The following is a 21,081-nucleotide window of genomic DNA, read 5'->3' as shown; positions in this document are numbered from 1 at the left end:
GTGCCCAGAGCGCTGCTCCTGACCGGCGATGCCGCCGAGGAGCTCGACACCATGTATCCCTACTACCGCGTGCAGGAGGGCGGCTGGGACGTCGACGTCTCGTCACGGACGATGCGCGACGTGCAACTGGTCATCCACGAGTTCGACCCCAACTCCGATGCCTACGTGGAGAAGAACGGCCGCAAGCTGCCGGTCGACGTGCCCTGGGCCCAGGTCGACGTCGAACGCTACGACGCCCTCATCATTCCCGGGGGACGCGCCCCCGAGTGGATCCGGGTCGACGCCGACGTCAGGCGCATCACCGAGCACTTCTTCGCGCGCAACCTACCCATCGCACTGGTCTGCCACGGCGCGCAGGTACCAGCGGTGTACGGGCTGCTGAAGGGTCGAAAGACGGCGTGCTTTCCCCCCATCACCGGGGACATGGAGAACGCGGGCGCGACGGTCATCGACGCTCCCGACGTCGTGGACGGCAACCTCGTCTCCTGCCGGGGGTGGCCCGACATGCCGCAATTCGGCAGGGCGATGATGGAGCTCTTCTCGAAGTCCGTCGACCCCGCATCGGCATGAGCGCACCGGGCCTGCCCTGGTGACCGCACTTCGGACCGTCACAGTCGACGGTTGCCCCGTCCACGTCCTGGATAGCGGCTCGGGGCACGCGGTGCTGATGCTGCACGGCTCCGGACCCGGCACGACCGGGTCCGGCGCCTGGGCAACGACGGCGCAGGCGCTGGGCACGTCCTGGCACCTGGTCGCTCCCGACCAGGCGGGGTTCGGACGTACACCCCTCCCGGCGGGCTCCAGGGCTGGGCTCCGGCTGTGGACGGAGCAGGCCGCGGGCCTGATGGATGCTCTCGGTATCGAGTACTACGACGTGGTGGGTCACTCGATGGGCGGTGCTGTGGCGCTGGCGTTGGCGGCCGCGCGCCCTGAGCAGGTCACCCGTGTCGTGGCTGTCTCGACGATGGGCGCCCCCGGGGCGCCGCTGTCCGCCGAGCTCGACGCGGTCTGGGCCGCCCCCGCCGGCCCGATCGGGGCCCGAGACATGCTGGGTCGCCTCGTTCTCGACCAAGCGCTCGTGACCGATTCGGCCGTCGACGCCCGTGCAGCCGCGATGCGAGCGGGGGCGGCCGCATTCGCGTCGTTGTTCCCGCCGCCCAGGGCACGATGGGTCGACGAGCTCACCCTCTCGGCGCAAACGCTGGCAGCGGTGCGCGCGCCCGTGCTGCTCGTTCACGGCGCCGAGGACCGGGTCACCCCGCTCGAGACGGCAGCCCAGCCACTGCTCGACCACCTGGCCGACGTCCGTCTGCACGTGTTCGGCCGATGCGGGCACGTGCCGTCGATCGAGCACCCGCAGGAGTTCAGGCAGCTGCTGTCGTGCTTCCTCCGCCCGGACCGAGGTCACTAACCGCTGCGGCAGGCTGCGCGACCTCAGGGCCGAGTGCTCTTGAGCGCCAGGGCGACGACCGTGCGGAGTCACGGCAGGTGCCGAGGGCGAGCCCGTGCCCCGCCGACCTGAGGTCGACGGGGCACGGTTGGTGCAGGGAGTGGATCAGGCGACGAAGCGGGTCTTGCGGCGGCGGGCCGCCACGAAGCCCGCAGCGCCGGCGGCGAGCAGTACGCCACCGATGCCGGCGGTCAGGCCGGCCTTGGCACCGGTGATCGGCAGCGGGCCATCGGTGTCCCCGCCTCCCTGGCCGTCATCCCCACCGGGACTCTCGCTCCCGCCGTCAGCGCTCGCGATGATGGTGATCTTCGCGCTGTCGTTGGCTGGGTTGAGATCCACGCCCGTGTCGAAGGTCAGCTGCACCTTGGCGGCCCGGGTGCCGGCCTCGTCGAGGCGCAGCTCGAACTCGTACTCGATCTTCTCGCCCTGCGCCAGGCGTCTGTGCTCGACGCAGCGGTACTCCTTGGCGCCGAGCTTCCCAGGCACCCAGTCGCCGCGGCTCGAGCAGGTCATCGGAACGCGTACGGCCGTGACGCCACTCGGCAGCGAGAGCACGGTACGGGCCCGGAGGTCCTTGGCTCCGTCGACGTTGACAGCCGCCGGGCCGTTGTTGACGTAGCCGACCTTCAACGGCACCGTGGCGCCGACCTTTCCGGTCGCGGTCGCCGGCGTCCCGAGCGCCGCCACCTCAGCCCCCTGGTCACCGCTGACGAGAAGTCTCATCACCGTATTGTCGTCTCGGTCGTTGATGTCTGTCTGCCGCGACCTACTTTGCAGACCAACCGGCTCAAGCCTCAGCTCCTCCTCGGTGCCCTGCTGCCCAAGTCGCGTTGGGTTGTGGGACTGGAACTCCTCCCAGTCTGCCGGCGTGTGCCAGCGCGCCGAGCCGGTGTGACCGTTCGGGGCCGAGTCGTCGGCCGGCACTGTGAAACCGAAGCTGGAGTCCAGTCGTGCGGCGCCGCCCGGCTCGATGGTGTTGGGGAACCGGCAGGCGAAGGCGTGGCGGAAGGCGTCGGCGGGGCTGTACTCGCAGTTCTTGTACCGCTTCGACGGGCCGAAACCGTAGCCGCCTTCGAAGTGCAGCACCACGCTGTGGACGGCCTTCTCGCCGCGGTTCGCCACCGTGAGCGGGACGTCGAGCGTGCCGCCGAGGACGCCTGTCAGCTGGAGCCCCTGCTCGACGCCGGCGAGATCCACGCCCTCACCGATGCTGACTCTCGAGCGGTGGGTGGCCGAACCGCCGTCACTATCGGTGATGGTGAACTTGATTTCGCCCTGCTGGTCGGGCTTGGCGCTCTTCTTCGCTCGCACGACCAGGTTGACCATGGTGATGTACGTGTAGTAGTCGTTTTCTTCTGCCACCACCTTGCAGGTGAGGATCGCACCAGACTCGGTGCAGGAGTCAGCACCGCCGTCGTTCCTCACGTCGGCGAAGCCAGCGACCTTGCTCCGGTCCACCTTGACGGTGTATTCGCCCCACTCCATGGTGCTGGTGCGGGTGCGGGCAGAGAGGTTCGATCCTTTTGCAGGGCCGCCGGGGGCGACAACCACATCTCTGGCGTAGAAATCGAGGTCCTCGGCGGCAGGGGCGGCGAAGGCGGGGACGGCGGAGGCCGCGATGAGCGCGCCTACGACCCCGAACCCGGCAAGCCAGCGCCGGGCGAGTTGCTTGGGCATTACCGGGTTCCTCCGTGGGATTGATCAGTGGAGCCCGTGGAGCTTATGAGGCCGTTAGGGCTGGTGCTGCCCCGCTCAAGCGCCAACGGCGGAGATGGGCCGAACGGAGGGCCAGCATCGCCGTAAGGTCGGGTGCCGCATCAGGGCGATTGTCATTTTTCTGATCCTCCGGGATCGAGCCCCTAGCATGGCGTCATGACCGTAGATCTCTTCGCGGGCATCCCCGTTCGCGACTACGCCGCCGCGGCGGCCTGGTACGAGCGACTCCTCGGGGCCCCGCCGTCGTTCCTACCGAACGACACCGAGGCGGTGTGGGAACTCGCCGAGCACCGGTACGTGTTCATCGAGGTGCGGCCCGACCACGCCGGGCACGCCATGCACACCGTCTTCGTCAGCGACTTCGACGCCCGCATCGCCCAGATCGTCGAGCGCGGCCTGGAGCCGGCCGTGCGCGAGACCTACGACAACGGCGTCCGCAAGGCGACTTTCCGCGACCCGGACGGCAACGAGATCGGCATCGGCGGCGAGCCGGTCTGACGCAGGCCGGCGGCGTGGAGGAACCCGGACATGGAAGCTATCCCCGTGGGTGGAGGAGCAGCTCCGCGATCTCCTGTACGCGTTTCACAGTGATACCGCTGCGTTGTTCCACTGCCAGCGGGTGGTCGGTTGGTTCGAGTACGACATGTGGACGAGTGCCGACTGGCCCGGAGTGCACCTCTGTCTTCAGGTTCAGCGTTCCCACGGGGTACACCGGAAGCTCGGTGGACAGCCAACCGAAATATGCCGGTTCCTGCTCCCGGCCTGGGGTGGTCCACAGGTCCAGAGTGCGACGGAAGCTGTCCCTGCTGAGCGACACCCATACGCCCCAGTCGAAGTCGTCTTCGGCGTCGAGGACGGGGATGACCAGCCGGGCCCGGACGAAGTAGTGCTGCGCCTGGATGACGCAGGTCTCGTCTTCGAGAACGCTGCCCTCGTCGCTGGCGAGATCGTCGCGCCAGTACGCCGGCGCTTCGGCCCCGTAGGAGAATGGGAGGCCTTCGTGGCGCCGGCCGCAGCGGCGGCAAGAGAACTCTTGATCAACCATGGCGCGACGGTACAGCCCTCCTACCGGGCCGGAAAGCGGGTGGGCGGCCGCCCCTTGAGCCGCCGCACCCTGATCCCGACCGTACGAGCTGGTGGGGCGCGACCAGCTCCGAGCGGGGGCGGCGTCAGCCTGATCACGGCTGCGACGATCCGTCACAACCGACCCTCTTCTAAGCCAGGATGGGTGTCCTGCAAACAGAGGTGCCCGAGTCTGCATCGGAGTGAGCCTGGGGACGGCCGCCGAACGCGGCCGTCCCCAGAGGTAGCGCGGGTGTCACCCGAGGTTCAGCGGATCGCCGCCCCGCCGGTGGGGGTCGGCTGGACCCGCTCGAACCGCACCTTGCTCAGCCACCCCGGGAGGTCACTGAGCACGTACAGCTCGCCGTTCACATCGGCGCCGAACGCCGTCGGCTGGGTGGGGAAGGTGCCGATCTCGGCGGTCTCGTAGCCGCCCGTGGACTTGGGACGCACGGCGAAAGCGCGGGTCGAGCAGTAGTCGCTGGCGATGTAGGTGCCCCGCGCCTCGGGGGTGACGGACCCCCGGTACACCAGGCCGCCGATGATGGAGCAGTTCTCCGTCATGTAGTGGTCGTACTCGACGATCGGGTCGGTGAGCCGCACGCCCGGCCGGCACTGCGTCTCGTCGAAGACCGGCGTGCCCTCTCGGCAGGACCAGCCGAGGTTCGCGCCACGCTGCGACGGGCGGACGTGGTTGATCTCCTCGATCAGGCCCTGACCGACATCACCGATCCACAGCGAGTTGTCGGCCGGGTCGATGGAGAACTTCCACGGGTTGCGCAGCCCGTAGACCCAGATTTCCGGCCGCGCGCCCGCCGTGCGGACGAACGGGTTGTCGTAGGGCACGCAGTAGGGCTTTCCCCCGCAGCTGCGGTTGACGTCGATTCGCAGGATCTTGCCGAGGAGGGTGCCGAGGTTCTGGCCGCTCTTGAACGGGTCGTTCGCGAAGCCACCGTCGCCGAGGGACCAGTAGAGGTAGCCGTCGCGGCCGAAGGCCACCTGTCCGCCGTTGTGGTTGCCGTACTCGGCGTGCTCCTGGGTGAGCAGCACCTGCACCCGGTCAGGAGCGTTGATGGGCACTCGCGCCAGGGTCAGCGCGCCGGCCGGCAGGCTGGTGTAGGCCACGTAGAGCATCCCGGTCCGCGCGAAGTTCGGCGCCGGAGTGATGCCGAGAAGGCCGCGCTCGTTGTCCGACGTGTCGATCCGGGCGGTCAGGTCGATCACCGGGTCGGGTGCGAGGCCGGTGTCGGGGTGGTAGGCGCGGACGGTGCCGTTCTTCTCCGCGATCAGCATCCGGCCGTCCGGCAGCCCCGTGATCGCGATGGGACGCTGCAGACCGAAGGCCACCCGTTCGGAGACCACTGTCAGCTCAGCGAGTGGCACAGCACGGGGTTTGGATGGGCCGGCCGCGGCGGTGCCGGCCACCGGCGATGGTGGCGACAGAGACGCAGCCAGGGCCAGAACGAGCAACCCGGCCAGCATGGCGGCCGGGCGACGACGTCGTCGTGACATGTTCAGCTCCTCGAGCAGGTGGGTGGTGGACGCGGTCTGGGAGCGTTCCCACGATACATTGGCCTAATTCAATATCCAACCGGCGTCTGCGTGTTGCGGAGCCGGGCCGTCGCGCGACTCCCGGAGCGGGTGACAACGGACGGTAGTGTGAGTCATCGATCAATACGAACGGTGGTGCCGGTGAGTCTGATCCAGGCGGGTGTCACAGCGGCGACGACGATGCTGGCCGTCCTGATCGGTGGATGGCTCACCGTCCGGGCTCAGGATCGGCTGTGGCGGCGCGACCAGGATCGACAGTGGCGAGACATCCGGCTGAACGCGTACACCGACTTCATCGGCGCGGTCCGGGAGTACGTGGCCCACGTCCTCAACCCGGCGGCGCGCATCACCGCCGTGCCGCGCCCGCGTGAACCGGGTGATCTCATGCCGTTCTTCGACGACGAGGGCAGCCGCTACCGGGAGCGACTGGAGAGCACCAAGACCGCGCTTCGACTGGTGGCCGGCAACGTCGAGGTGGTGAGCGGCTCGTCGGAGCTGGTGCGCCAGGCCCGGCTCCTGGCGGCCACACGAGCGGGTAGCGAGGCCCAGGCGTTGCCCGCGGATCGGTTCGACGCCCTGTGGGAGGCCGAGCGCCGATTCATCGAGGTGGCCCGGGCCGAACTCGGGCTGCCCTCCGCGTTCGTGCCATGACCGGTCAACGCCCGCCCGTCACGGTCACGCCAGACGCGCCGCCGTCATTCCAGGCCGAAGTCGACGGGGCTATCAGCAGCTCTGGCTCTGAACGCCGTCGCCACGGGCTCGCCTCGGGGGCCGAGGAGGGTCTCCAGGTCGTCGTCCCGGGAATCGGCGTGGTCACCGTCCAGGTCGTGCTCGATGACGTCTGCTAGCAGCTCGGCGAGTTCCGCCAAACCGAAGTACCGCATCGCGTCCACGGCTCGTCTCAGCCGGAAGGGCTCGTTCACCTCGACCGCGAAGCCCAGGCCACCACCCATCACCGAGTTGTAGACACGTAGCAGGTACGACAGCTGCACGATCCCGGGTGGAGTGCCGTCGGGAGCCTCGCCGTCAGCGCCGTAATCAGCGGCCTGGTTCCGGATGATGTTCAGGTCATCCATATCGGCGGGCGTCCACCCCTCCTCTACCTCATCCAATGTGCACCTGGGGCCCATGCGGGCGGGTTGTGTCATGAGGTGGAGGTCGGAGCACCGACGCAGGGTATCCAACCAGTAACCCCTCCCGGCGGCAGGCACACGTCAACGGCGCTCAGCCGCACGATCTGCACCTCAGAGACACCGGCGTGCGGTGCCACGCCAGACTCCAGGTGAAGCGCTGACGCAACTCCGCTGGTGGCCGGCTCGTTGGTAGTCAGGGGCGGACGGAGGCGGACGATGGCGGCGGGGCGGGGTGCCGAGCTGCTGCGCCCTCCACGGAGTTCGGGTCGGGCGACGTTCCTGGAGCTGTTCTTCGATCTGGCCTTCGTTGTGGCCCTCACCCGGGTCTCGCAACGATTCGCGGGATTGGGCGACGACACTGGCTGGGCGCTCGTCACGGGGGTCGGGCGTACCCTGCTGCTCTTTCTGGCGCTCTGGTTGATCTGGTCGCACACCGCCTGGATCACCAGCCGGTACGAACCGGAGCAGCCGATCATCCAGGCCGTCGTGGTCGGCACCATGTTCGCCGGCCTGGTCATGGCGGTGACGCTGCCCCGCGCCATGGAGGAGCGAGCGCTGCCGTTCGCTGTCGCGTACCTCTTGGTGATGGTGGTGCGGCCGCTCGTGGTCGCCGTCGCGCTGCGTGGCCATCCGCGACGGCTGGTGCCCTTCCGGCTTGTCGTGTGGGCTCTGGCGAGCGCTCCGCTGTGGCTGGCCGGCGCGTTGGGCCCGGATCACCTCCGCCTGCCGCTGTGGGTTGTCGCCCTCGCTGTCGACTACGTCGCCTGGACACTGGGCTGGCCGCTGCCGTGGCTCGGGGTCTCGAAGGTGGGTCGGTGGCGGATCGCGGGCACCCATCTCGCGGACCGTTACCAGCAGATGGTCCTCATCGCGCTCGGTGAGTCGATTCTGGTTATCGGCGTGGTCTTCAGCGGCGCGGACTACTCCGCGGAGCGGGCAGCCGCCTTCGCGGTCGCGTTCGCCACCAGCGCGCTGCTCTGGCGGATCTACTTCCACCGCGCCGGTCTGCTGCTGACTGAGGCGTTCGACCGGGCGGGTATGCCCGGCCGGCTGGGCGCGGTGTCGGAACGGACGCATCTGTTGATCGTGCTCAGCGTGCTCGTCACGGCGGTCGGCTACGAGCTGGTGATCGATCATCCGTTCGGGCAGCCTCGACCCAGTTGGCTGCTGTTCGTGGTGGGCGGTCCGATGCTCTTCCTCGTCGCCCGTATACGGCTGCAATACGAGATCTTCGGCCGTGTATCCCGATCCCAGATCATCGGCTTGGCCGCCCTGCTGCTGTTCACGCCGTTGTTGGCCCGTTGGACGCCGATGGCCGGGCTGAGCGTGGTGGCCGGTGTGCTGGCGGTGGTCGCGCTCCTGGACGCGTTGCGAAGGCGGGGCCGGCCGCTGGAGGTTTCCGCCTCGCCGATCGGTCGGGAGACGTCCGGAGATCGCGACTCCGAGGCGTGACGCGGGTCGGTCGCCGCGATAGGCCGTTTCGTCGCGTAACCGCACGGCCGGGCACACACCGCGCGTGATGTCGGATCTGTAGCGCGCCACCACCGATCGAATTTTCAAGATAGAACGGTCGGTCTTGACGGCGCGGGTCCAGGTCGGTATGGTTCTCACAGACAGAACGTTCGTTCTACCTGACGGTAGTCAGATGGAACGGCTGTACCTGAAGGAGAGCGCCGTGCCCACCAAGATCACCCTCGTCATCGGTAACCCCGCAGAACCCGACGAGTTCGAGAAGGTCTTCGCCGACGTACGCCGGGCCGCCGAGACGTTCCCGAAGCTCCAGCGGGTCGAGTCGGCCAAGGTGTGGCCGAAGGAGGACGGCACGCCGACTCCCGCGTACCGGACGCTCGACCTGTACTTCGCCAGCTACGAGGACGCCTCTGCCGCAGTCGCGACGCCCGCCGCCGGTGCCGTCTTCGGTGGGCTCCAGGGCGCCCAGGTGGAGATCACGGGGCTGTTCTCGAACATCGAGTAGCACCGCCCTTCCCCTCCCGGCGGCGGCCTCCACCCCGCTGGGCGTCCCTTCGCACCGGAATCACCGAGAGGATGACCATGACCACCCTCGCCGTCCCCGGCATCTCGACGACGGCCGCTGCCCTACGGCGGTTGTACTTCGGTCGCTTCGCCTTCGCCATCGTCTGGGCTGCCGTGACGTTCCCACTCGCCACGCACCTCAACCCCCTCACCGCCGCACTGCTCGTGCTCTACCCGCTGTTCGACGTGGCCGCGGCCATCGTCGACGTCCGCGCGTCAAGGGCCACCGGATCGCCCACCCTGCTGTACGTGAACGTCGCGATCAGCCTGCTCGCCGCGGTGGGCCTGGGCGTCGCCGGCGCGTCCGGCATCCCTGCGGTCCTGCGCGTCTGGGGCGCCTGGGCGGTCGTGGCCGGACTGGTCCAGCTGATCGTGGCCGTCACCCGCCGCAAGATGGGCGGCCAATGGCCGATGATCATCAGCGGTGGCATCTCCGTCATCGCCGGTGGATCGTTCGTCGCTGCCGCCTCCGCGGACAACCCGGCGCTGACCAACGCGATCGGGTACGCCATCCCCGGCGCCATCTTCTTCCTCATCGCGGCCATCCGCCTCGGCCGCGCCGCGAAGGGAAACTGACGTGGAGAACGCCACGTACGACGTCATTGTCATCGGCGCGGGGCCGGTGGGGGAGAACGTCGCCGACCGCGTCGTGCAGGGTGGCCTGACCGCCGCGATCGTCGAGCGGGAGCTGGTGGGTGGCGAGTGCTCGTACTGGGCCTGCATGCCGACCAAGGCGCTGCTGCGCAGCCAGACCGCGCTCCGGGCGGCTCGACAGCTGCCCGGTGCGCGCGAGGCGGTGACCGGCGAGTTGGACGCTGCGGCCGTGCTTCGCCGTCGGGACTCCTTCGCCTCGCACTGGCAGGACGACGGTCAGGTGTCCTGGCTGAACTCCGCGGGGATCGCCCTGTATCGGGGTCAGGGGCGGATCGGCTCCCACCGGATCGTCGAGGTGACCGGCGCGGACGGCGTCACCACCTCGCTCACCGCCCGACACGCGGTCGTCATCGCCACCGGAAGTAGCGCCCTGGTGCCGGACATCGCCGGTCTGCGCGAGGCGGCACCGTGGACCAGCCGTGAGGCATCCGCCGCGAGCGAGGTTCCCGGCCGGCTCGCCATCATCGGTGGTGGCGTGGTGGCCACAGAGATGGCGACCGCGTACGCCGGCCTCGGATCGGCGGTGACGGTGCTCGTCCGCGACGGAGTGCTCACTCAGGCGGAGCCGTTCGTCGGCGAGCGGGTCACGCAGTCCCTGCGGGAAGCTGGCGTGGCGGTCCAACTCGGTGCCGAGGCCACGTCGGTGATCCGCGACGGCGACGGCACGGTGCACATCACGCTCACCGACGGCGACCAGGTCGAGGCCGACGAAATCCTCGTCGCGATCGGCCGTACCCCGAACACGCACGACGTCGGCCTCGACCGGATCGATCTGAAGCCGGGTGCCTGGCTCACCGTCGACGACACCCTGCGGGTGGTCGACGATGCCGGCGCGTTGATCGGCGACGGATGGCTGTACGCGGCCGGGGACGTCAACCGGCGTGTGCTCCTGACCCACCAGGGCAAGTACCAGGCTCGCGCGGTGGGCGACGTGATCGTGGCGCGGGCCACTGGCGAAGCGGCAGACGACCGCCAGTGGGGTCGGCACGTCGCCACCGCCGACGAGCTCGCCGTGCCGCAGGTCGTCTTCACCGACCCGGAGGTCGCGTCGGTGGGGCTGACCGCAGCCGCCGCCGAGGCCGCTGGACTGCGGATCCGGGTCGTCGACTACGACCTGGCCGCCGTCGCCGGGGCCGCGCTGCACGCCGACGGCTACCAGGGGCAGGCCCGGATGGTCGTGGACGAGGACCGGCGGGTGATCGTCGGCCTCACCCTCGTGGGCCCGGACGTCGCGGAGCTGATCCACGCCGCGACGATCGCCATCGTCGGTGAGGTCCCACTGGAGCGGCTGTGGCACGCCGTGCCCGCGTACCCGACCGTCAGCGAGGTCTGGCTGCGCCTGCTGGAGGCGTACGGCCGCTGATCTGAGCCGTGCGGCCGTCCGCGCGATCGCCGACGAGCTGGGTCATCCCTCACCCGGGGTGGCCCAGCTCCAGTCGTGCGGGGCGGTCGCGCTGGGGCTAACCGGCTGACTCCGCCGACTGACGCTCCGAGTTGACTCTGAGGAGCCCTTCGACACCGCGCAGGAAGGTCTCGGACACCAACGTCGGGTCGGAAAGGCAACCGGCTGCCATGGCGCCGTCGCGGAGCATGACGAAGTGGCGCGCTGCGGGATCCGCCGTTCCTTCGTGGACCTGTGCCATGAGCGTGGTGATGGTGTCCAGGAACCATTGCCGGTGGGCCATGAGTTCTTGGTGCACGGGATGGTTCGTGTCGGGATATTCCGCCGCGGCGTTCAGGAACGCGCACCCACGAAACCCGGGGGACTGGATGTTCTGGGCGATGGAAGTGGCGATGGCCAGGAGCGGATCGACCGGCGATCGGTTGGCGGCGAGGGCCTCGTCGACCATGCCGCGCTCCAGCTGATGCACCTCACGCAGGTAGGCCAGGATGAGGTCGTCCTTGCTGGGGAAGTGACGGTAGAAAGTAGCCCTGGTCACCTTCGCTTCGGCAATGATCCGGTCGACGCCGACGGCGTGAATGCCCTCCGCGTAGAAGATCCTGGTCGCCGTCCGGAGAAGCTTGAGGCGTGCCTCGGAGGGCCGGGCAGTGGGTTCAGCGCTCGCCATCCCACCATCTTAGCGACAGAACGTTCGGTCTGATTGGTGCCTGCCAGGCATTTCGCTCCGACGTTCGGCGCGGCGCTTCCTTCTCGATCTCGCTGACAGTGGCCTGATCAGTGCTGGATTCTGGGTGCTGCCAGTCACCGGAGCCGGGATCGCCGGCGAGGCCACTCGAAAGGAACTCCAGATGAGCGCTGCTTCTGACATGTCTGCCCAGGAGATGCCGACAGTTGTGCTGATCCACGGAGCATTCGCCGGCTCGTCGAGTTGGAATGGGGTGATTGCCAACCTCAAACGTCGGGGTTACCCGGTCATTGCCGTCGCCAACCCGCTGCGCGGTGTGCAGAAGGACGCCGCGTACGTTCGGGCTCTTCTGGACAGCTTGCCCGGACCGGTCGTGATGGCCGCCCATTCCTACGGCGGGCTGGTCATGACCGAGGCCGCGGCCGGTGCCTCCAACGTCAAGGCCCTGGTGTACGTCGCCAGCGTGAGCCCGGACGTAGGCGAAAGTGTGATCGGGTTGGTCACCAAGTACCCCGGAAGTCAGCTCGCCACCAGCATCAACATGGTGCCGATCCCCTCCGACGACGGCGGCACGACAATGGATCAGTACATCTTCCAGGACAAGTTCCCCGAGGTGTTCGCCGCCGACGTCGACCCCGAAACCGCCAAGATCATGGCGGCGACGCAGCGACCGGCCTCGGCGAGCGCCCAGGAGGAGGGCGTGACCAAGGCCGCCTGGAAGACGATCCCCTCCTGGACCCTGATCACCACGCAGGACCAGGGCATTCCGCCGGACCTGCAGCGCTTCCTGGCCGACCGGGCGGGGTCCACGGCAGTGGAGATCGCCGCCTCCCACGCTGTGGCGGTCTCGCAACCCGGCCCGGTCGCAGACCTCATCGACACCGCCGCCCGCGCCACCGCCCGCTCGATGCAGATGTCCAAGAGCCGTCAAGGTTGACGAGGGCTCGCCGAAGCGGCGATGAGCCTTCGGTGGATCAGTCAGCAGGATTGACGGTGGCGGGCATGCCCGGCCGGCTGGGCGCGGTGTCGGATCAGTGCGGGAAGGCGCGGGGGATGCGTGCGCCGAGAAGCTCGTCGCGGAACGCTTGGATGCGTGTGATGACCTGCCGTCTGCCGATGGTGTTCTCGATGCGGTCGAGGTAGAGGCATCGGGCGTCGAGCGCGGCCAGGTTCTCCAGCACCTCGACATGGTTGACGCCGTCGTAGGCGTCGATGCCGAAGCCCAGACTGGTCACCAGCTTGACCGGTATGTCCAGCGCGGCCACGGCGGCCACGCTGGTCATGTCCTCCACTGGAGTGCCGAGGTTGCTTTCGTCGCCACGCAGCAGCACATCGGTGCCGCCGTCGACCAGCACCACCGCGTCGATGTCGAGGTGTTTCACCAGGTGCCGGTACCGCTGCGACATGCTCCACCACCCACGCGTCTCGGTCGATCAACTCGAGTTCCGAGAAGGAGAGGCTGGCCAGGTGCACCTGCGCGCCAGCGCCCCACAAGGCAAACGCCAAGGGCAGGCCCACGTACACGTCGAAACCCCCGCCCGCTCCGGCGATGAGGATGTTCCGCGCCGGAGCCAACGCGGCGATCAGTGGCGGAACTGCCAACGAGACCGCACCGGAGCCGGCCGGCGGCGCCACAGGGGTCATCACCGCTCAATGATCACTGACGGTCGGTGGACACGGCCATCCCTACTGCCTACGCGGCTCAGCCGCACAGCCTGATTGCTGCGCGAGTGTGACCTGTCCGAGTTCCTGGGTGCATCGGGTGAGCGCGACGTAGAGGCCGTTCCAGCCGCGCGGTTCGGCGGCGATGCCCTGAGGGTCGATGAGGAGCGTCGCATCCCATTCCAGTCCCTTGGACTGGGTTGCGGTGAGCACTGGCACATCACCCAACACGGCTTGGAGTGTGTCGATGCGCTCCGCGGGGGCGATGACGCCGACAGTGCCGCCGTGCCACCGTTGCCGCAACTGCCGCACCGCTTCCACGGCGGCGTCGGCGAGCTCAGCCGGTGTGATCGTGCGCTCCCAGGGGGCGATGCCGGAGGAGCGTACCGCTCGTGGCGGAACGTTGTGGCTGCCAGCCCTCTTCAGGACCGGTTCGGTGAGGTCCATGACCTCGCGCGGGGTCCGGTAGCAGATAGTGAGTTCCGCGGCGGTCCAACGGTCGCCGAAGGCAGCTCGTACCGCTTGTGCCCAACTGGTGTGCCGGTGGGCTGCCTCGGCCTGGTCGATGTCGCCGACGGCGGTGATGGAGCGACTGGGACAGCGCCGGAGGACCATCTGCCACTGCATTTCGGACAGTTCCTGCGCTTCATCGACGACGACGTGGCCGTACACCCAGCCGCGCTGGCGACGCGCGCGTTCGGCGAGGAACTCGCCCTGGGGTCGCGGCGTGTCGACCTCGCCGAGCAGGTCGGCGAGGGCATCGAGCAGCGGGATGTCGCTTGATGCCCACGGGGTGGGCTCGGCCGCGACGGCGGCGATCTCGTCGGGGGACAGTTGCGGGGCGAACCTGGCCAGCAGGGTGCTGTCGGTCAGGAAGTCACCCAACAGGGTTTCGGGGTCGAGGGTGGGCCACCATGCCTCGATGAACCGGGCGATGGTGGTGTTCTCGGCGATACGACTACGAAGCTGCTCGACTTCCTCCTCGGAGAGCAACCCGTCGATGTCGCTGCCGGTGGACGTCCGGGTGGAGGAGTGGTCCTGCCCCATGCCCTTGTCGACGCGGGCGAGGATGTCCTCGAAGCCTTCCTCCATCTCCGCCATCAGCGCCTCGCGCTGCTCGGCGACGACATCGGCAAGGAGGTGGTGCACCTGCTCGGCGAACGCCGCGCGGGCGCGGTGGTACGGGCGTCCCTGCACCGCCGAGGCGAGCGCCTGCGCCACGGTCGCGGCTGGAACGACGTAGAACTCGCCCTCCCAGCGCAGCTTCAGCTCGCGCGGTCGGGGGAGCAGCGACGCGACGTAGCCTTCGAGCGTGGGCTGCCAGAGAGCGCGACCCTTGATTTCGGCGAGAAGTCGGCTCTCGTCGCGGCCCACCTGAACGTCGGCCAGCAGGGTGTCGCAGGTCGCCGAGACGACGGCGGTCTCACCGAGCGCGGGCAGCACCTGGGCGATGTACTGCAGGAACCGCGGCGAGGGGCCCAGGACCAGGACCGCCTGGTCGGCCATCTTTCGGTGGGTGAACAGCAGGTACGCGACGCGGTGCAGGGCAACCACTGTCTTGCCCGTGCCGGGACCACCCTGGACGATCAGCGGGCCGGTCGCCTCGGCCCGGACGATGTCGTCCTGTTCGCGTTGCAGGGTGGAGATCGCTGTCGACATGCGACCGGTGCGCCGCTGGTCGAGGGCGGCCAGGAGAGCGCCTTCGCCGACGAGTTCCTCCGTTGCGCTCCCGTCCAGGGGCTCGTCGTCCACGCCGACGACGGCCGATCCCGTCGTACGGATGTGCCGGCGCCGCGCCTGACCCTGTGGGTCGACAGCCGTCGCGGTGTAGAACGGCCGAGCCGCAGGAGCACGCCAGTCCACCAGCAGTGGCTCAGTGTCGTCGCTGTCATCACGGAGACCGACACGGCCCACGTGGCGCACTGTGCCGTCGAGGCCGTCGAGGCGGCCGAAGACCAACCCCTCATCTGCTCGCCGTAGCTCGTCGTACTGCTGCCGGAGCATGCGCTGCCGGGCCCGCTCCAACGCGTCCATGGGCTCCGACGAAAGTTCGACCTGTAGGTGATCGGCCAGCCTGTCGCGCCGGGCCGTGGCCAAGTCCAGAAACGCCTGTTCCTCGGCGACCGCGGACCGGCGCGCGGCACCCTCTGCGGTAGAGGCCGGCAGTTGGCCGTCAGGTGCTACTTCGCCAACGCCGGCGGTGCCGTTGCTCGGGGCAGACTTCCGGTGCATTCGCAAATCCTTGTATCGGGGTAACCCTCGGCCCGGATGAGCCGCAGCGCATTCGGCGGCAAGCATAGAGTTGGTTCCCCTCAACGGCCACGAAATCCGCCGGCAGAGATCGGAATCTCAATGCCTTGCAGTTCCGGGGATGCTTATGGCCTCACCGGTGCCATTTTCTTATTGACAGTCGAGTCTTTTTCTGTTCTGCGGATGCTTTCCGAGCAGTGAGGCGCTCTTCGGCCTCAGGCGGGGGTTGGGTTGTTCTCAGCCGGACTCCGGGCGGAGTCGGCTGTCGCATCAGGGGCGGTGAGGGCCGTTCCGCGCAGGTCAGCTCAATGTGAAGGACACGTCGTCGACGTCGAAGGCGGTAGCGCCGTTGCCAGCCGTCTCGCTGGCGAGGAAGCTGGCCGTCGCGGTGCGCTCGATAGTGCCCGTTCCGCTCGACATGACGTACTGCCGCCACTGCGCCCCGCCGTCGAAGGCCAGCGAGAACCTCGTCTTCGGGGGTATCCCGGTGACCGCCAGTCCGACGTTCAGGTAGTCGCCGCGGCTGGTCTCCGTGGTGGTGGTCCGCACCCAGAAGCGGACCGTCAGGTCGCAGTTGGCCGGCACTGTGACGGTGGTGCGCAGCAGGTCGGCACGCGTCACGTCCAGCCCGGCGAAGGTGGCGTACGCGCGGCCGGTGTGTGCGGGTCGGGCCGCGTCGCCGAGCACGACGATGCGGGGGCCGGCCGTCCAGTCGGCGGTGCCCCGCTCGAACCCCGGGTTCGGGTGGATCTGCCCGCTGCAGGGCGGGTCGGCCGCTGGCTGGCCGTGGGATGCGCCGCCCGTGGCCAGGAGCAGCACTGCCGCAACCGAGATGGTGGTGACGAATGCCTTCATCGGTTCCCCCAGCGTCCATACATTCGAAATGGTCTATGTCTGTCGACCATGCGCGATGGACGTGGGCGCGTCAAGCCCTTCCCGCCGTCGGCTCCGCGCCGGCGGCGGCTGACCGGAACATGCTGGCGCTACCGGCGGCGGCGGGCGTCGGCCTCGGTGTCGAGAAGGTCGTTGAGCGTCAGCGCCGAGTTGATCAGTGAGAGATGGCTGAACGCCTGGGGATAGTTTCCGATCTGCTCCCCGGTCGCGGCGATCTCCTCGGCATAGAGGCCGAGGTGGTTGCTGAAGGTGAACATCTTCTCGAACGTGAGTCGGGCGTCGTCGAGGCGGCCGGAACGGGCCAGCGCCTCGACGTACCAGAAGGTGCACATGTTGAAGGTGCCCTCGTGGCCCGGGAGGCCGTCGGGGGAGTGGACCGGGTCGTACCGGTGGACCAGGCTGTCGGAGACCAGCTCGCGTTCGATCGCCTGCAGGGTGGACTGCCACAGCGGGTCGCTCGGCGTGACGAAACCGACCGCCGGCATCGCGAGCAGCGCCGCGTCCAGCACGTTCTCGTCGTACGCCTGCACGAAGGTGCCGCGGGCCCGGTCGTATCCGCGCTCCATGACCTGGTTGTAGATGCGGTTGCGTTGCTCGGTCCAGCAGGTCATGTCCCCGGGGCGGCCGGTGCGGGTGGCCAGCCGGATGGCCCGGTCCAGCGCGACCCAGGACATCACCCGACCGAATGTGTAGTTGCGGGGGTGGTGGCGGCTCTCCCAGATGCCGGCGTCGGGCTGGTCCCAGTTGTGGCAGAGCCAGTCGACCAGCCGGACGGTGCTCTTCCACACCTGGTGTGAGACGCGGATGCCCTGCTCGTCGGCGAGGTGCATGGCGTAGAGGGCCTCGCCGTGGATGTCGAGCTGGAGTTGGTCGGCGGCGCCGTTGCCGATCCGCACCGGCCGGGAGCCTCGGTAGCCCTCCAGGTGGTCCAGCACCTCCTCGTGCAGGTCGGAGGAGCCGTCCACCCGGTACATGATCTTCAACGGGTCCTGGTGGTCGCCGGCCTCGCGGATCCGCTCGTCGAGCCAGTTCATGTACCGGCTGACCTCCTCGGTGAAGCCGAGGCCGAGCAGCGCGTGCACCGAGAACGACGTGTCGCGTACCCAGGTGTAGCGGTAGTCCCAGTTGCGGGTTCCGCCGACCAGTTCGGGCAGCGCTGTGGTGGGTGCGGCGATCATCGCGCCGGTCGGCGCGTACGTCATGAGTTTGAGCGTGATGGCCGAACGCTCGACCATCTCCCGCCAGCGGCCGGTGTAGCGGGAACGTTCGAGCCAGCGCCGCCAGTAGTCCCGGGTCCACTCGAACATGCCCTGGATCTCTTCCGGCGCGAAAATGCGCGGCTCGGTTCCGCCCGTCTCCAGGACCACCCCGCCGGTGTCGCCCTCGTTCAGCGTGCCGTACGCGACAAGGTCGCCGCCCTCAAGGTGGACGTCACCCTGTTCGGAGATCAACCGCCGCACCGGGTCGACCGGGTTGAACGTCAGCGTCGCCGACCGGCTGCGGAAGACGAAACCGTTGTGGTGGCGCTCAAGCTGATGCTCTTCGCGGGCGTAGTTGAACCGCGGCCGGCACTCCACCCGGAAGCGCATGCTGCCCCGGACCATGGTGACGGTGCGGACCAGCCGATGCGCGTCGGTGGCCCGCTCGCCGGTGACCGGCATGAAGTCCATCACCTCGGCCACCCCGTCGGCGCTGATGAACCGGGTGATCAGGATGGGTGTGCCGGGGAGGTAGAGCTGCTTGGTCACGTACCGCACGTCGTGCGGCGCGATCTGGAAGTAGCCGCCCTTCTCCTTGTCCAGCAGGGCCGCGAAGATGCTCGGCGAGTCGAACCGCGGCGCGCAGAACCAGTCGACAGTCCCGTCGCACGTCACCAGCGCGGCGGTCTGCAGGTCGCCGATGAGCCCGTGATCCTCGATCGCCGGATAGCTGTCCACGTCTCTCCCCGGTTCGGCTGCGTCCTGCGCACCGAACCTAGGGGAGGAATTGTCGACTTAGGTGAGATTCACGTTCCGCCACCCTGTCGCGTGCCCCCACGTGTCACGGCGACGGCCGGGGTCCTGCGCTGCCTGGACCCGGACGTCAGTGCAGCGGGCGGCAGGAGGAACGGATGACCAGCTCGGTGGGGAGCCGGATGTGGGTGTCGCGCTCGACGCCAGCGATCAGGTCGATGAGCAGGCGCAACGCCTCGGCGCCCATCCGTTGCAGCGGCTGCATGATGGTCGTCAGCGGCGGGTTGACCAGCGCGGACTCCGGTACGTTGTCGAAGCCGATCACCGACAGGTCGTCGGGCACCGACAGGCCCATGTCGCGGGCCACTGTCATCGTGGAGATCGCGGAGAGGTCATTGCCCGCGAAGATCGCGCTCGGCCGGTCGGTACGGGCGAGGAGCTCCGCGGCGGTGCCGGCGGCGCTCTCGATCCGGAACCCGCCGACGCGGACGAGCCGCTCGTCCACGGGCACGCCGGCGTCGGCCATCGCACTGCGGAAGCCGGCCTCGCGCAGCTGCGCGGACTTCAGGTCGGTGCGTCCACTGATGTGCCCGATCCGCGTGTGGCCTAGGGACAGCAGGTAGTTGGTCGCCAGCACGGCGCCGGCGAAGTTGTCCGAGTCGACGGTGGGCAGGTCGGACGGCCCGGTGTGGGGGTCGACGGCCACGACGTGGAAGCTGTGTTCGGTCTCGACCACCGTCGGTGTGACGATCACGGCGCCGTCGATGAGTGTGCCGGAGAGCCGGGCGAGCGAGCGCCGCTCCCACCCCACGGCGGCGCCCTCGCCGTCCCCGCTGGAGTAGGCAAGCAGTTGGTATCCGCTCCCGGCGACCTCCTGCGACGCCCCCTTGAGTAGTTCGGTGGAGAAGGGCTCGAACTCGGCGACCAGGATGCCGAGCACGTTGGTGCGGTGGCTGCGCAGGCTCTGCGCCCCCAGGCTCGCCTCGTAGCCGAGCTCATGGATGACCTGCTGGACGCGCTCCACGGTTGCCTGGGCCACGCCGTAGCGGCCGTTGACGACCTTCGACACGGTCGCGACCGAGACGCCGGCAGTACGTGCCACATCCGACATCTTGACGCGCTGCTGAAACACCACGTCGATGATGATAGGGCCCCGTCGGGGGCACGTCGCCACCGACTCGAAAACGTTATCGATACCGATTGACATCAAGTTACATGACTGTAAAACTTCGCCGCAGGCCGAGTACCGCGACTGACTAGTCGAGGAGACATCGATGGCAACGAAGCGGCGTGCGAGTGCCGTCCTGGCACTGTTAATGACAAGTGTTGTCGTCCTCGCCGGGTGTTCCGGCGGCGGCGAAGAGGCAGCCCCTCAGAGCGAGCTGTACAAGGACCCGGTAACCCTGAGCTGGTGGCACAACGCCTCACAGGACGGGCCCGGCAAGACCTACTGGGAGAAGGTCGCCAAGGACTTCTCCGCACTTCACCCCACCGTCAAGATCGAGATTGAGGCGATCGAGACGAACCAGCTCCAGCGCACCCGGCTCCCTGCCGCGCTGCTGAGCAGCGACCCGCCGGACATCTTCCAGGCCTGGGGCGGCGGCGAGATGAGCGAGCAGGTGGAGGCCGACTACCTCAAGGAGATCACCGACCAGACCAAGACCGAGGTCGGCGACATCGGCAGCGCCGCGGAGATCTGGCAGGTCAAGGGCAAGCAGTACGGCCTGCCGTTCCGGATGGGCATCGAGGGCGTCTGGTACAACAAGGAGATGTTCGCCAGGGCGGGCATCGCGGCGCCGCCGACCACCTTCGAGGAGCTCAACACCGCGGTCACCAAGCTCAAGGCGATCAACGTCATCCCGATCGCCGTGGGTGCCGGTGACAAGTGGCCGGCCGCGCACTGGTGGTACAACATGGCGCTGCGCGCCTGCTCGGTCGACGCCCTCAAGAAGGCCTCCGCGGAGAAGAACTTCGACGATCCGTGCTTCGTGAAGGCCGGCCAGGACCTGAAGACGTTCATCGACACCAAGCCGTTCCAGCCCAACTTCATCGCCACGCCGGGCCAGAACGACCCGACCAGCGCCAACGGCATGCTCGCCAACGGCAAGGCCGCGATGGAGCTCATGGGCGACTGGAACCGCGGGACGCTGGACACCGTCACCACGGACAAGGCGAAGCTCGCGTCGTTCCTCGGCTGGTTCCCGGTGCCGGCGATCTCCGGTTCCCCGGGTGACCCGAAGGCGGCTCTCGGCGGTGGCGACGGGTTCTCCTGCGCCAAGAACGCCCCGGCCGAGTGCGTCGAGTTCCTCAAGTACATCGTGAGCCCCGAGGTGCAGAAGGGCTACGCCGAGACCGGCACCGGCCTGCCTGTCGCCAAGGGCGCGGCGGACGCCGTGAAGGACCCCGCGCTGAAGTCCATCCTGGAGGCCACCTCCGGGGCGAGCTACGTCCAGCTCTGGCTGGACACGGCGTACGGCAGCACGGTCGGCAACGCGATGAACGACGCGATCGTCGCCATCTTCGCCGGCAACGGGACGCCTGAGAAGGTCGTCTCGGCAATGAAGGCGGCCGCAAGCAAGTGACCTCCGCCAACCAGATCCGTATTCCCGCCGCGACCGCATGACCGTCAGCAACTC

Annotated in this window: 20 protein-coding genes; 10 read left to right on the top strand and 10 right to left on the bottom strand. The window is 68.5% G+C overall.

Annotation, left to right across the window (positions count from 1 at the left end; translation table 11 throughout):
* Both AB0C20_RS04070 and AB0C20_RS04065 read left to right on the top strand, forming a co-directional pair.
* Entirely contained in the window at window positions 1-570 is a 570-nt protein-coding gene (locus AB0C20_RS04070; protein WP_210781253.1) for a DJ-1/PfpI family protein, read from the top strand.
* Between the two features lie 19 nt (window positions 571-589).
* Window positions 590-1,411: an alpha/beta hydrolase gene (locus AB0C20_RS04065; RefSeq protein ID WP_357567278.1), complete on the top strand. Its 822-nt coding sequence runs from the start codon at window positions 590-592 to the stop codon at window positions 1,409-1,411.
* A 144-nt stretch (window positions 1,412-1,555) separates the two neighbouring features.
* Here the strand turns inward: AB0C20_RS04065 and AB0C20_RS04060 are convergent, their stop codons facing one another.
* Complete coding sequence (locus AB0C20_RS04060) at window positions 1,556-3,127, bottom strand: LPXTG cell wall anchor domain-containing protein (RefSeq protein WP_357567277.1); 1,572 nt, start codon at window positions 3,125-3,127, stop codon at window positions 1,556-1,558.
* A gap of 195 nt (window positions 3,128-3,322) precedes the next feature.
* On the opposite strand from AB0C20_RS04060, the gene AB0C20_RS04055 reads away from it, so the two are divergent.
* Entirely contained in the window at window positions 3,323-3,664 is a 342-nt protein-coding gene (locus tag AB0C20_RS04055; RefSeq protein WP_357185380.1) for a VOC family protein, read from the top strand.
* Between the two features lie 37 nt (window positions 3,665-3,701).
* Here AB0C20_RS04055 and AB0C20_RS04050 read toward each other — a convergent pair whose 3' ends face one another.
* Window positions 3,702-4,211, bottom strand: coding sequence for a DUF2199 domain-containing protein (locus AB0C20_RS04050; RefSeq protein ID WP_357567275.1), 510 nt, complete (start codon window positions 4,209-4,211; stop codon window positions 3,702-3,704).
* Between the two features lie 284 nt (window positions 4,212-4,495).
* On the bottom strand, window positions 4,496-5,740 hold the full coding sequence (locus tag AB0C20_RS04045; RefSeq protein ID WP_357185386.1) for a PQQ-dependent sugar dehydrogenase: 1,245 nt from the start codon (window positions 5,738-5,740) through the stop codon (window positions 4,496-4,498).
* Window positions 5,741-5,920: 180 nt separating this feature from the next.
* Between AB0C20_RS04045 and AB0C20_RS04040 the strand changes: the two genes are divergently transcribed.
* Complete coding sequence (locus tag AB0C20_RS04040) at window positions 5,921-6,430, top strand: hypothetical protein (protein WP_357185389.1); 510 nt, start codon at window positions 5,921-5,923, stop codon at window positions 6,428-6,430.
* 44 nt (window positions 6,431-6,474) lie between these two features.
* Here AB0C20_RS04040 and AB0C20_RS04035 read toward each other — a convergent pair whose 3' ends face one another.
* Entirely contained in the window at window positions 6,475-6,891 is a 417-nt protein-coding gene (locus AB0C20_RS04035) for a hypothetical protein (protein WP_357567274.1), read from the bottom strand.
* Between the two features lie 237 nt (window positions 6,892-7,128).
* Here AB0C20_RS04035 and AB0C20_RS04030 point away from each other — a divergent pair, with 237 nt between their 5' ends.
* From AB0C20_RS04030 to AB0C20_RS04015, 4 genes are all read left to right on the top strand, one after another.
* Window positions 7,129-8,364, top strand: a complete 1,236-nt coding sequence (locus AB0C20_RS04030) for a low temperature requirement protein A (protein WP_357185395.1) — start codon at window positions 7,129-7,131, stop codon at window positions 8,362-8,364.
* Window positions 8,365-8,557: 193 nt separating this feature from the next.
* Complete coding sequence (locus AB0C20_RS04025) at window positions 8,558-8,887, top strand: hypothetical protein (protein ID WP_357567273.1); 330 nt, start codon at window positions 8,558-8,560, stop codon at window positions 8,885-8,887.
* Between the two features lie 71 nt (window positions 8,888-8,958).
* Window positions 8,959-9,522 (top strand): hypothetical protein, encoded by a 564-nt coding sequence (locus AB0C20_RS04020; protein ID WP_357567272.1) that lies wholly within the window; start codon window positions 8,959-8,961, stop codon window positions 9,520-9,522.
* 1 nt (window position 9,523) lies between these two features.
* The gene (locus AB0C20_RS04015) at window positions 9,524-10,963 is read left to right on the top strand and encodes an NAD(P)/FAD-dependent oxidoreductase (protein ID WP_357567270.1); all 1,440 of its coding nucleotides are present in this window, start codon (window positions 9,524-9,526) and stop codon (window positions 10,961-10,963) included.
* Window positions 10,964-11,060: 97 nt separating this feature from the next.
* Here AB0C20_RS04015 and AB0C20_RS04010 read toward each other — a convergent pair whose 3' ends face one another.
* Entirely contained in the window at window positions 11,061-11,669 is a 609-nt protein-coding gene (locus AB0C20_RS04010; protein ID WP_357567268.1) for a helix-turn-helix domain-containing protein, read from the bottom strand.
* 181 nt (window positions 11,670-11,850) lie between these two features.
* Here AB0C20_RS04010 and AB0C20_RS04005 point away from each other — a divergent pair, with 181 nt between their 5' ends.
* Window positions 11,851-12,624 (top strand): alpha/beta hydrolase, encoded by a 774-nt coding sequence (locus tag AB0C20_RS04005; RefSeq protein WP_357567267.1) that lies wholly within the window; start codon window positions 11,851-11,853, stop codon window positions 12,622-12,624.
* A gap of 94 nt (window positions 12,625-12,718) precedes the next feature.
* Here the strand turns inward: AB0C20_RS04005 and AB0C20_RS04000 are convergent, their stop codons facing one another.
* From AB0C20_RS04000 to AB0C20_RS03980, 5 genes are all read right to left on the bottom strand, one after another.
* On the bottom strand, window positions 12,719-13,093 hold the full coding sequence (locus tag AB0C20_RS04000) for a DUF1152 domain-containing protein (protein ID WP_357567266.1): 375 nt from the start codon (window positions 13,091-13,093) through the stop codon (window positions 12,719-12,721).
* Between the two features lie 280 nt (window positions 13,094-13,373).
* Window positions 13,374-15,581 carry a UvrD-helicase domain-containing protein gene (locus AB0C20_RS03995; RefSeq protein ID WP_357567264.1) on the bottom strand — a complete coding sequence of 736 codons (2,208 nt, stop codon included), beginning with the start codon at window positions 15,579-15,581 and terminating at the stop codon, window positions 13,374-13,376.
* Between the two features lie 318 nt (window positions 15,582-15,899).
* Window positions 15,900-16,454 (bottom strand): hypothetical protein, encoded by a 555-nt coding sequence (locus AB0C20_RS03990; protein ID WP_357567263.1) that lies wholly within the window; start codon window positions 16,452-16,454, stop codon window positions 15,900-15,902.
* A 128-nt stretch (window positions 16,455-16,582) separates the two neighbouring features.
* On the bottom strand, window positions 16,583-18,430 hold the full coding sequence (locus AB0C20_RS03985) for a glycoside hydrolase family 15 protein (protein WP_357185420.1): 1,848 nt from the start codon (window positions 18,428-18,430) through the stop codon (window positions 16,583-16,585).
* Between the two features lie 145 nt (window positions 18,431-18,575).
* The gene (locus tag AB0C20_RS03980; protein ID WP_357185423.1) at window positions 18,576-19,580 is read right to left on the bottom strand and encodes a LacI family DNA-binding transcriptional regulator; all 1,005 of its coding nucleotides are present in this window, start codon (window positions 19,578-19,580) and stop codon (window positions 18,576-18,578) included.
* Window positions 19,581-19,719: 139 nt separating this feature from the next.
* On the opposite strand from AB0C20_RS03980, the gene AB0C20_RS03975 reads away from it, so the two are divergent.
* Complete coding sequence (locus AB0C20_RS03975) at window positions 19,720-21,027, top strand: extracellular solute-binding protein (RefSeq protein ID WP_357185426.1); 1,308 nt, start codon at window positions 19,720-19,722, stop codon at window positions 21,025-21,027.
* Window positions 21,028-21,081: the final 54 nt, after the last annotated feature.

The sequence above is a fragment of the Micromonospora sp. NPDC048843 genome (assembly GCF_040649965.1).
GTDB lineage: Bacteria > Actinomycetota > Actinomycetes > Mycobacteriales > Micromonosporaceae > Micromonospora > Micromonospora hortensis.
The sequence above is the reverse complement of the archived record's forward strand: the minus strand, read 5'-3'. Positions and strand labels throughout refer to the sequence as shown.

Excerpts from the sequence above, each read along its gene's own strand:
- AB0C20_RS04060 (WP_357567277.1), bottom strand. The coding sequence starts at position 3,127 with ATGCCCAAGCAACTCGCCCGGCGCTGGCTTGCCGGGTTCGGGGTCGTA.
- AB0C20_RS04055 (WP_357185380.1), top strand. The coding sequence starts at position 3,323 with ATGACCGTAGATCTCTTCGCGGGCATCCCCGTTCGCGACTACGCCGCC.
- AB0C20_RS04050 (WP_357567275.1), bottom strand. The coding sequence starts at position 4,211 with ATGGTTGATCAAGAGTTCTCTTGCCGCCGCTGCGGCCGGCGCCACGAA.
- AB0C20_RS04045 (WP_357185386.1), bottom strand. The coding sequence starts at position 5,740 with ATGTCACGACGACGTCGTCGCCCGGCCGCCATGCTGGCCGGGTTGCTC.
- AB0C20_RS04030 (WP_357185395.1), top strand. The coding sequence starts at position 7,129 with ATGGCGGCGGGGCGGGGTGCCGAGCTGCTGCGCCCTCCACGGAGTTCG.
- AB0C20_RS04025 (WP_357567273.1), top strand. The coding sequence starts at position 8,558 with ATGGAACGGCTGTACCTGAAGGAGAGCGCCGTGCCCACCAAGATCACC.
- AB0C20_RS04020 (WP_357567272.1), top strand. The coding sequence starts at position 8,959 with ATGACCATGACCACCCTCGCCGTCCCCGGCATCTCGACGACGGCCGCT.
- AB0C20_RS04010 (WP_357567268.1), bottom strand. The coding sequence starts at position 11,669 with ATGGCGAGCGCTGAACCCACTGCCCGGCCCTCCGAGGCACGCCTCAAG.
- AB0C20_RS04005 (WP_357567267.1), top strand. The coding sequence starts at position 11,851 with ATGAGCGCTGCTTCTGACATGTCTGCCCAGGAGATGCCGACAGTTGTG.
- AB0C20_RS04000 (WP_357567266.1), bottom strand. The coding sequence starts at position 13,093 with ATGTCGCAGCGGTACCGGCACCTGGTGAAACACCTCGACATCGACGCG.
- AB0C20_RS03995 (WP_357567264.1), bottom strand. The coding sequence starts at position 15,581 with ATGCACCGGAAGTCTGCCCCGAGCAACGGCACCGCCGGCGTTGGCGAA.
- AB0C20_RS03990 (WP_357567263.1), bottom strand. The coding sequence starts at position 16,454 with ATGAAGGCATTCGTCACCACCATCTCGGTTGCGGCAGTGCTGCTCCTG.
- AB0C20_RS03975 (WP_357185426.1), top strand. The coding sequence starts at position 19,720 with ATGGCAACGAAGCGGCGTGCGAGTGCCGTCCTGGCACTGTTAATGACA.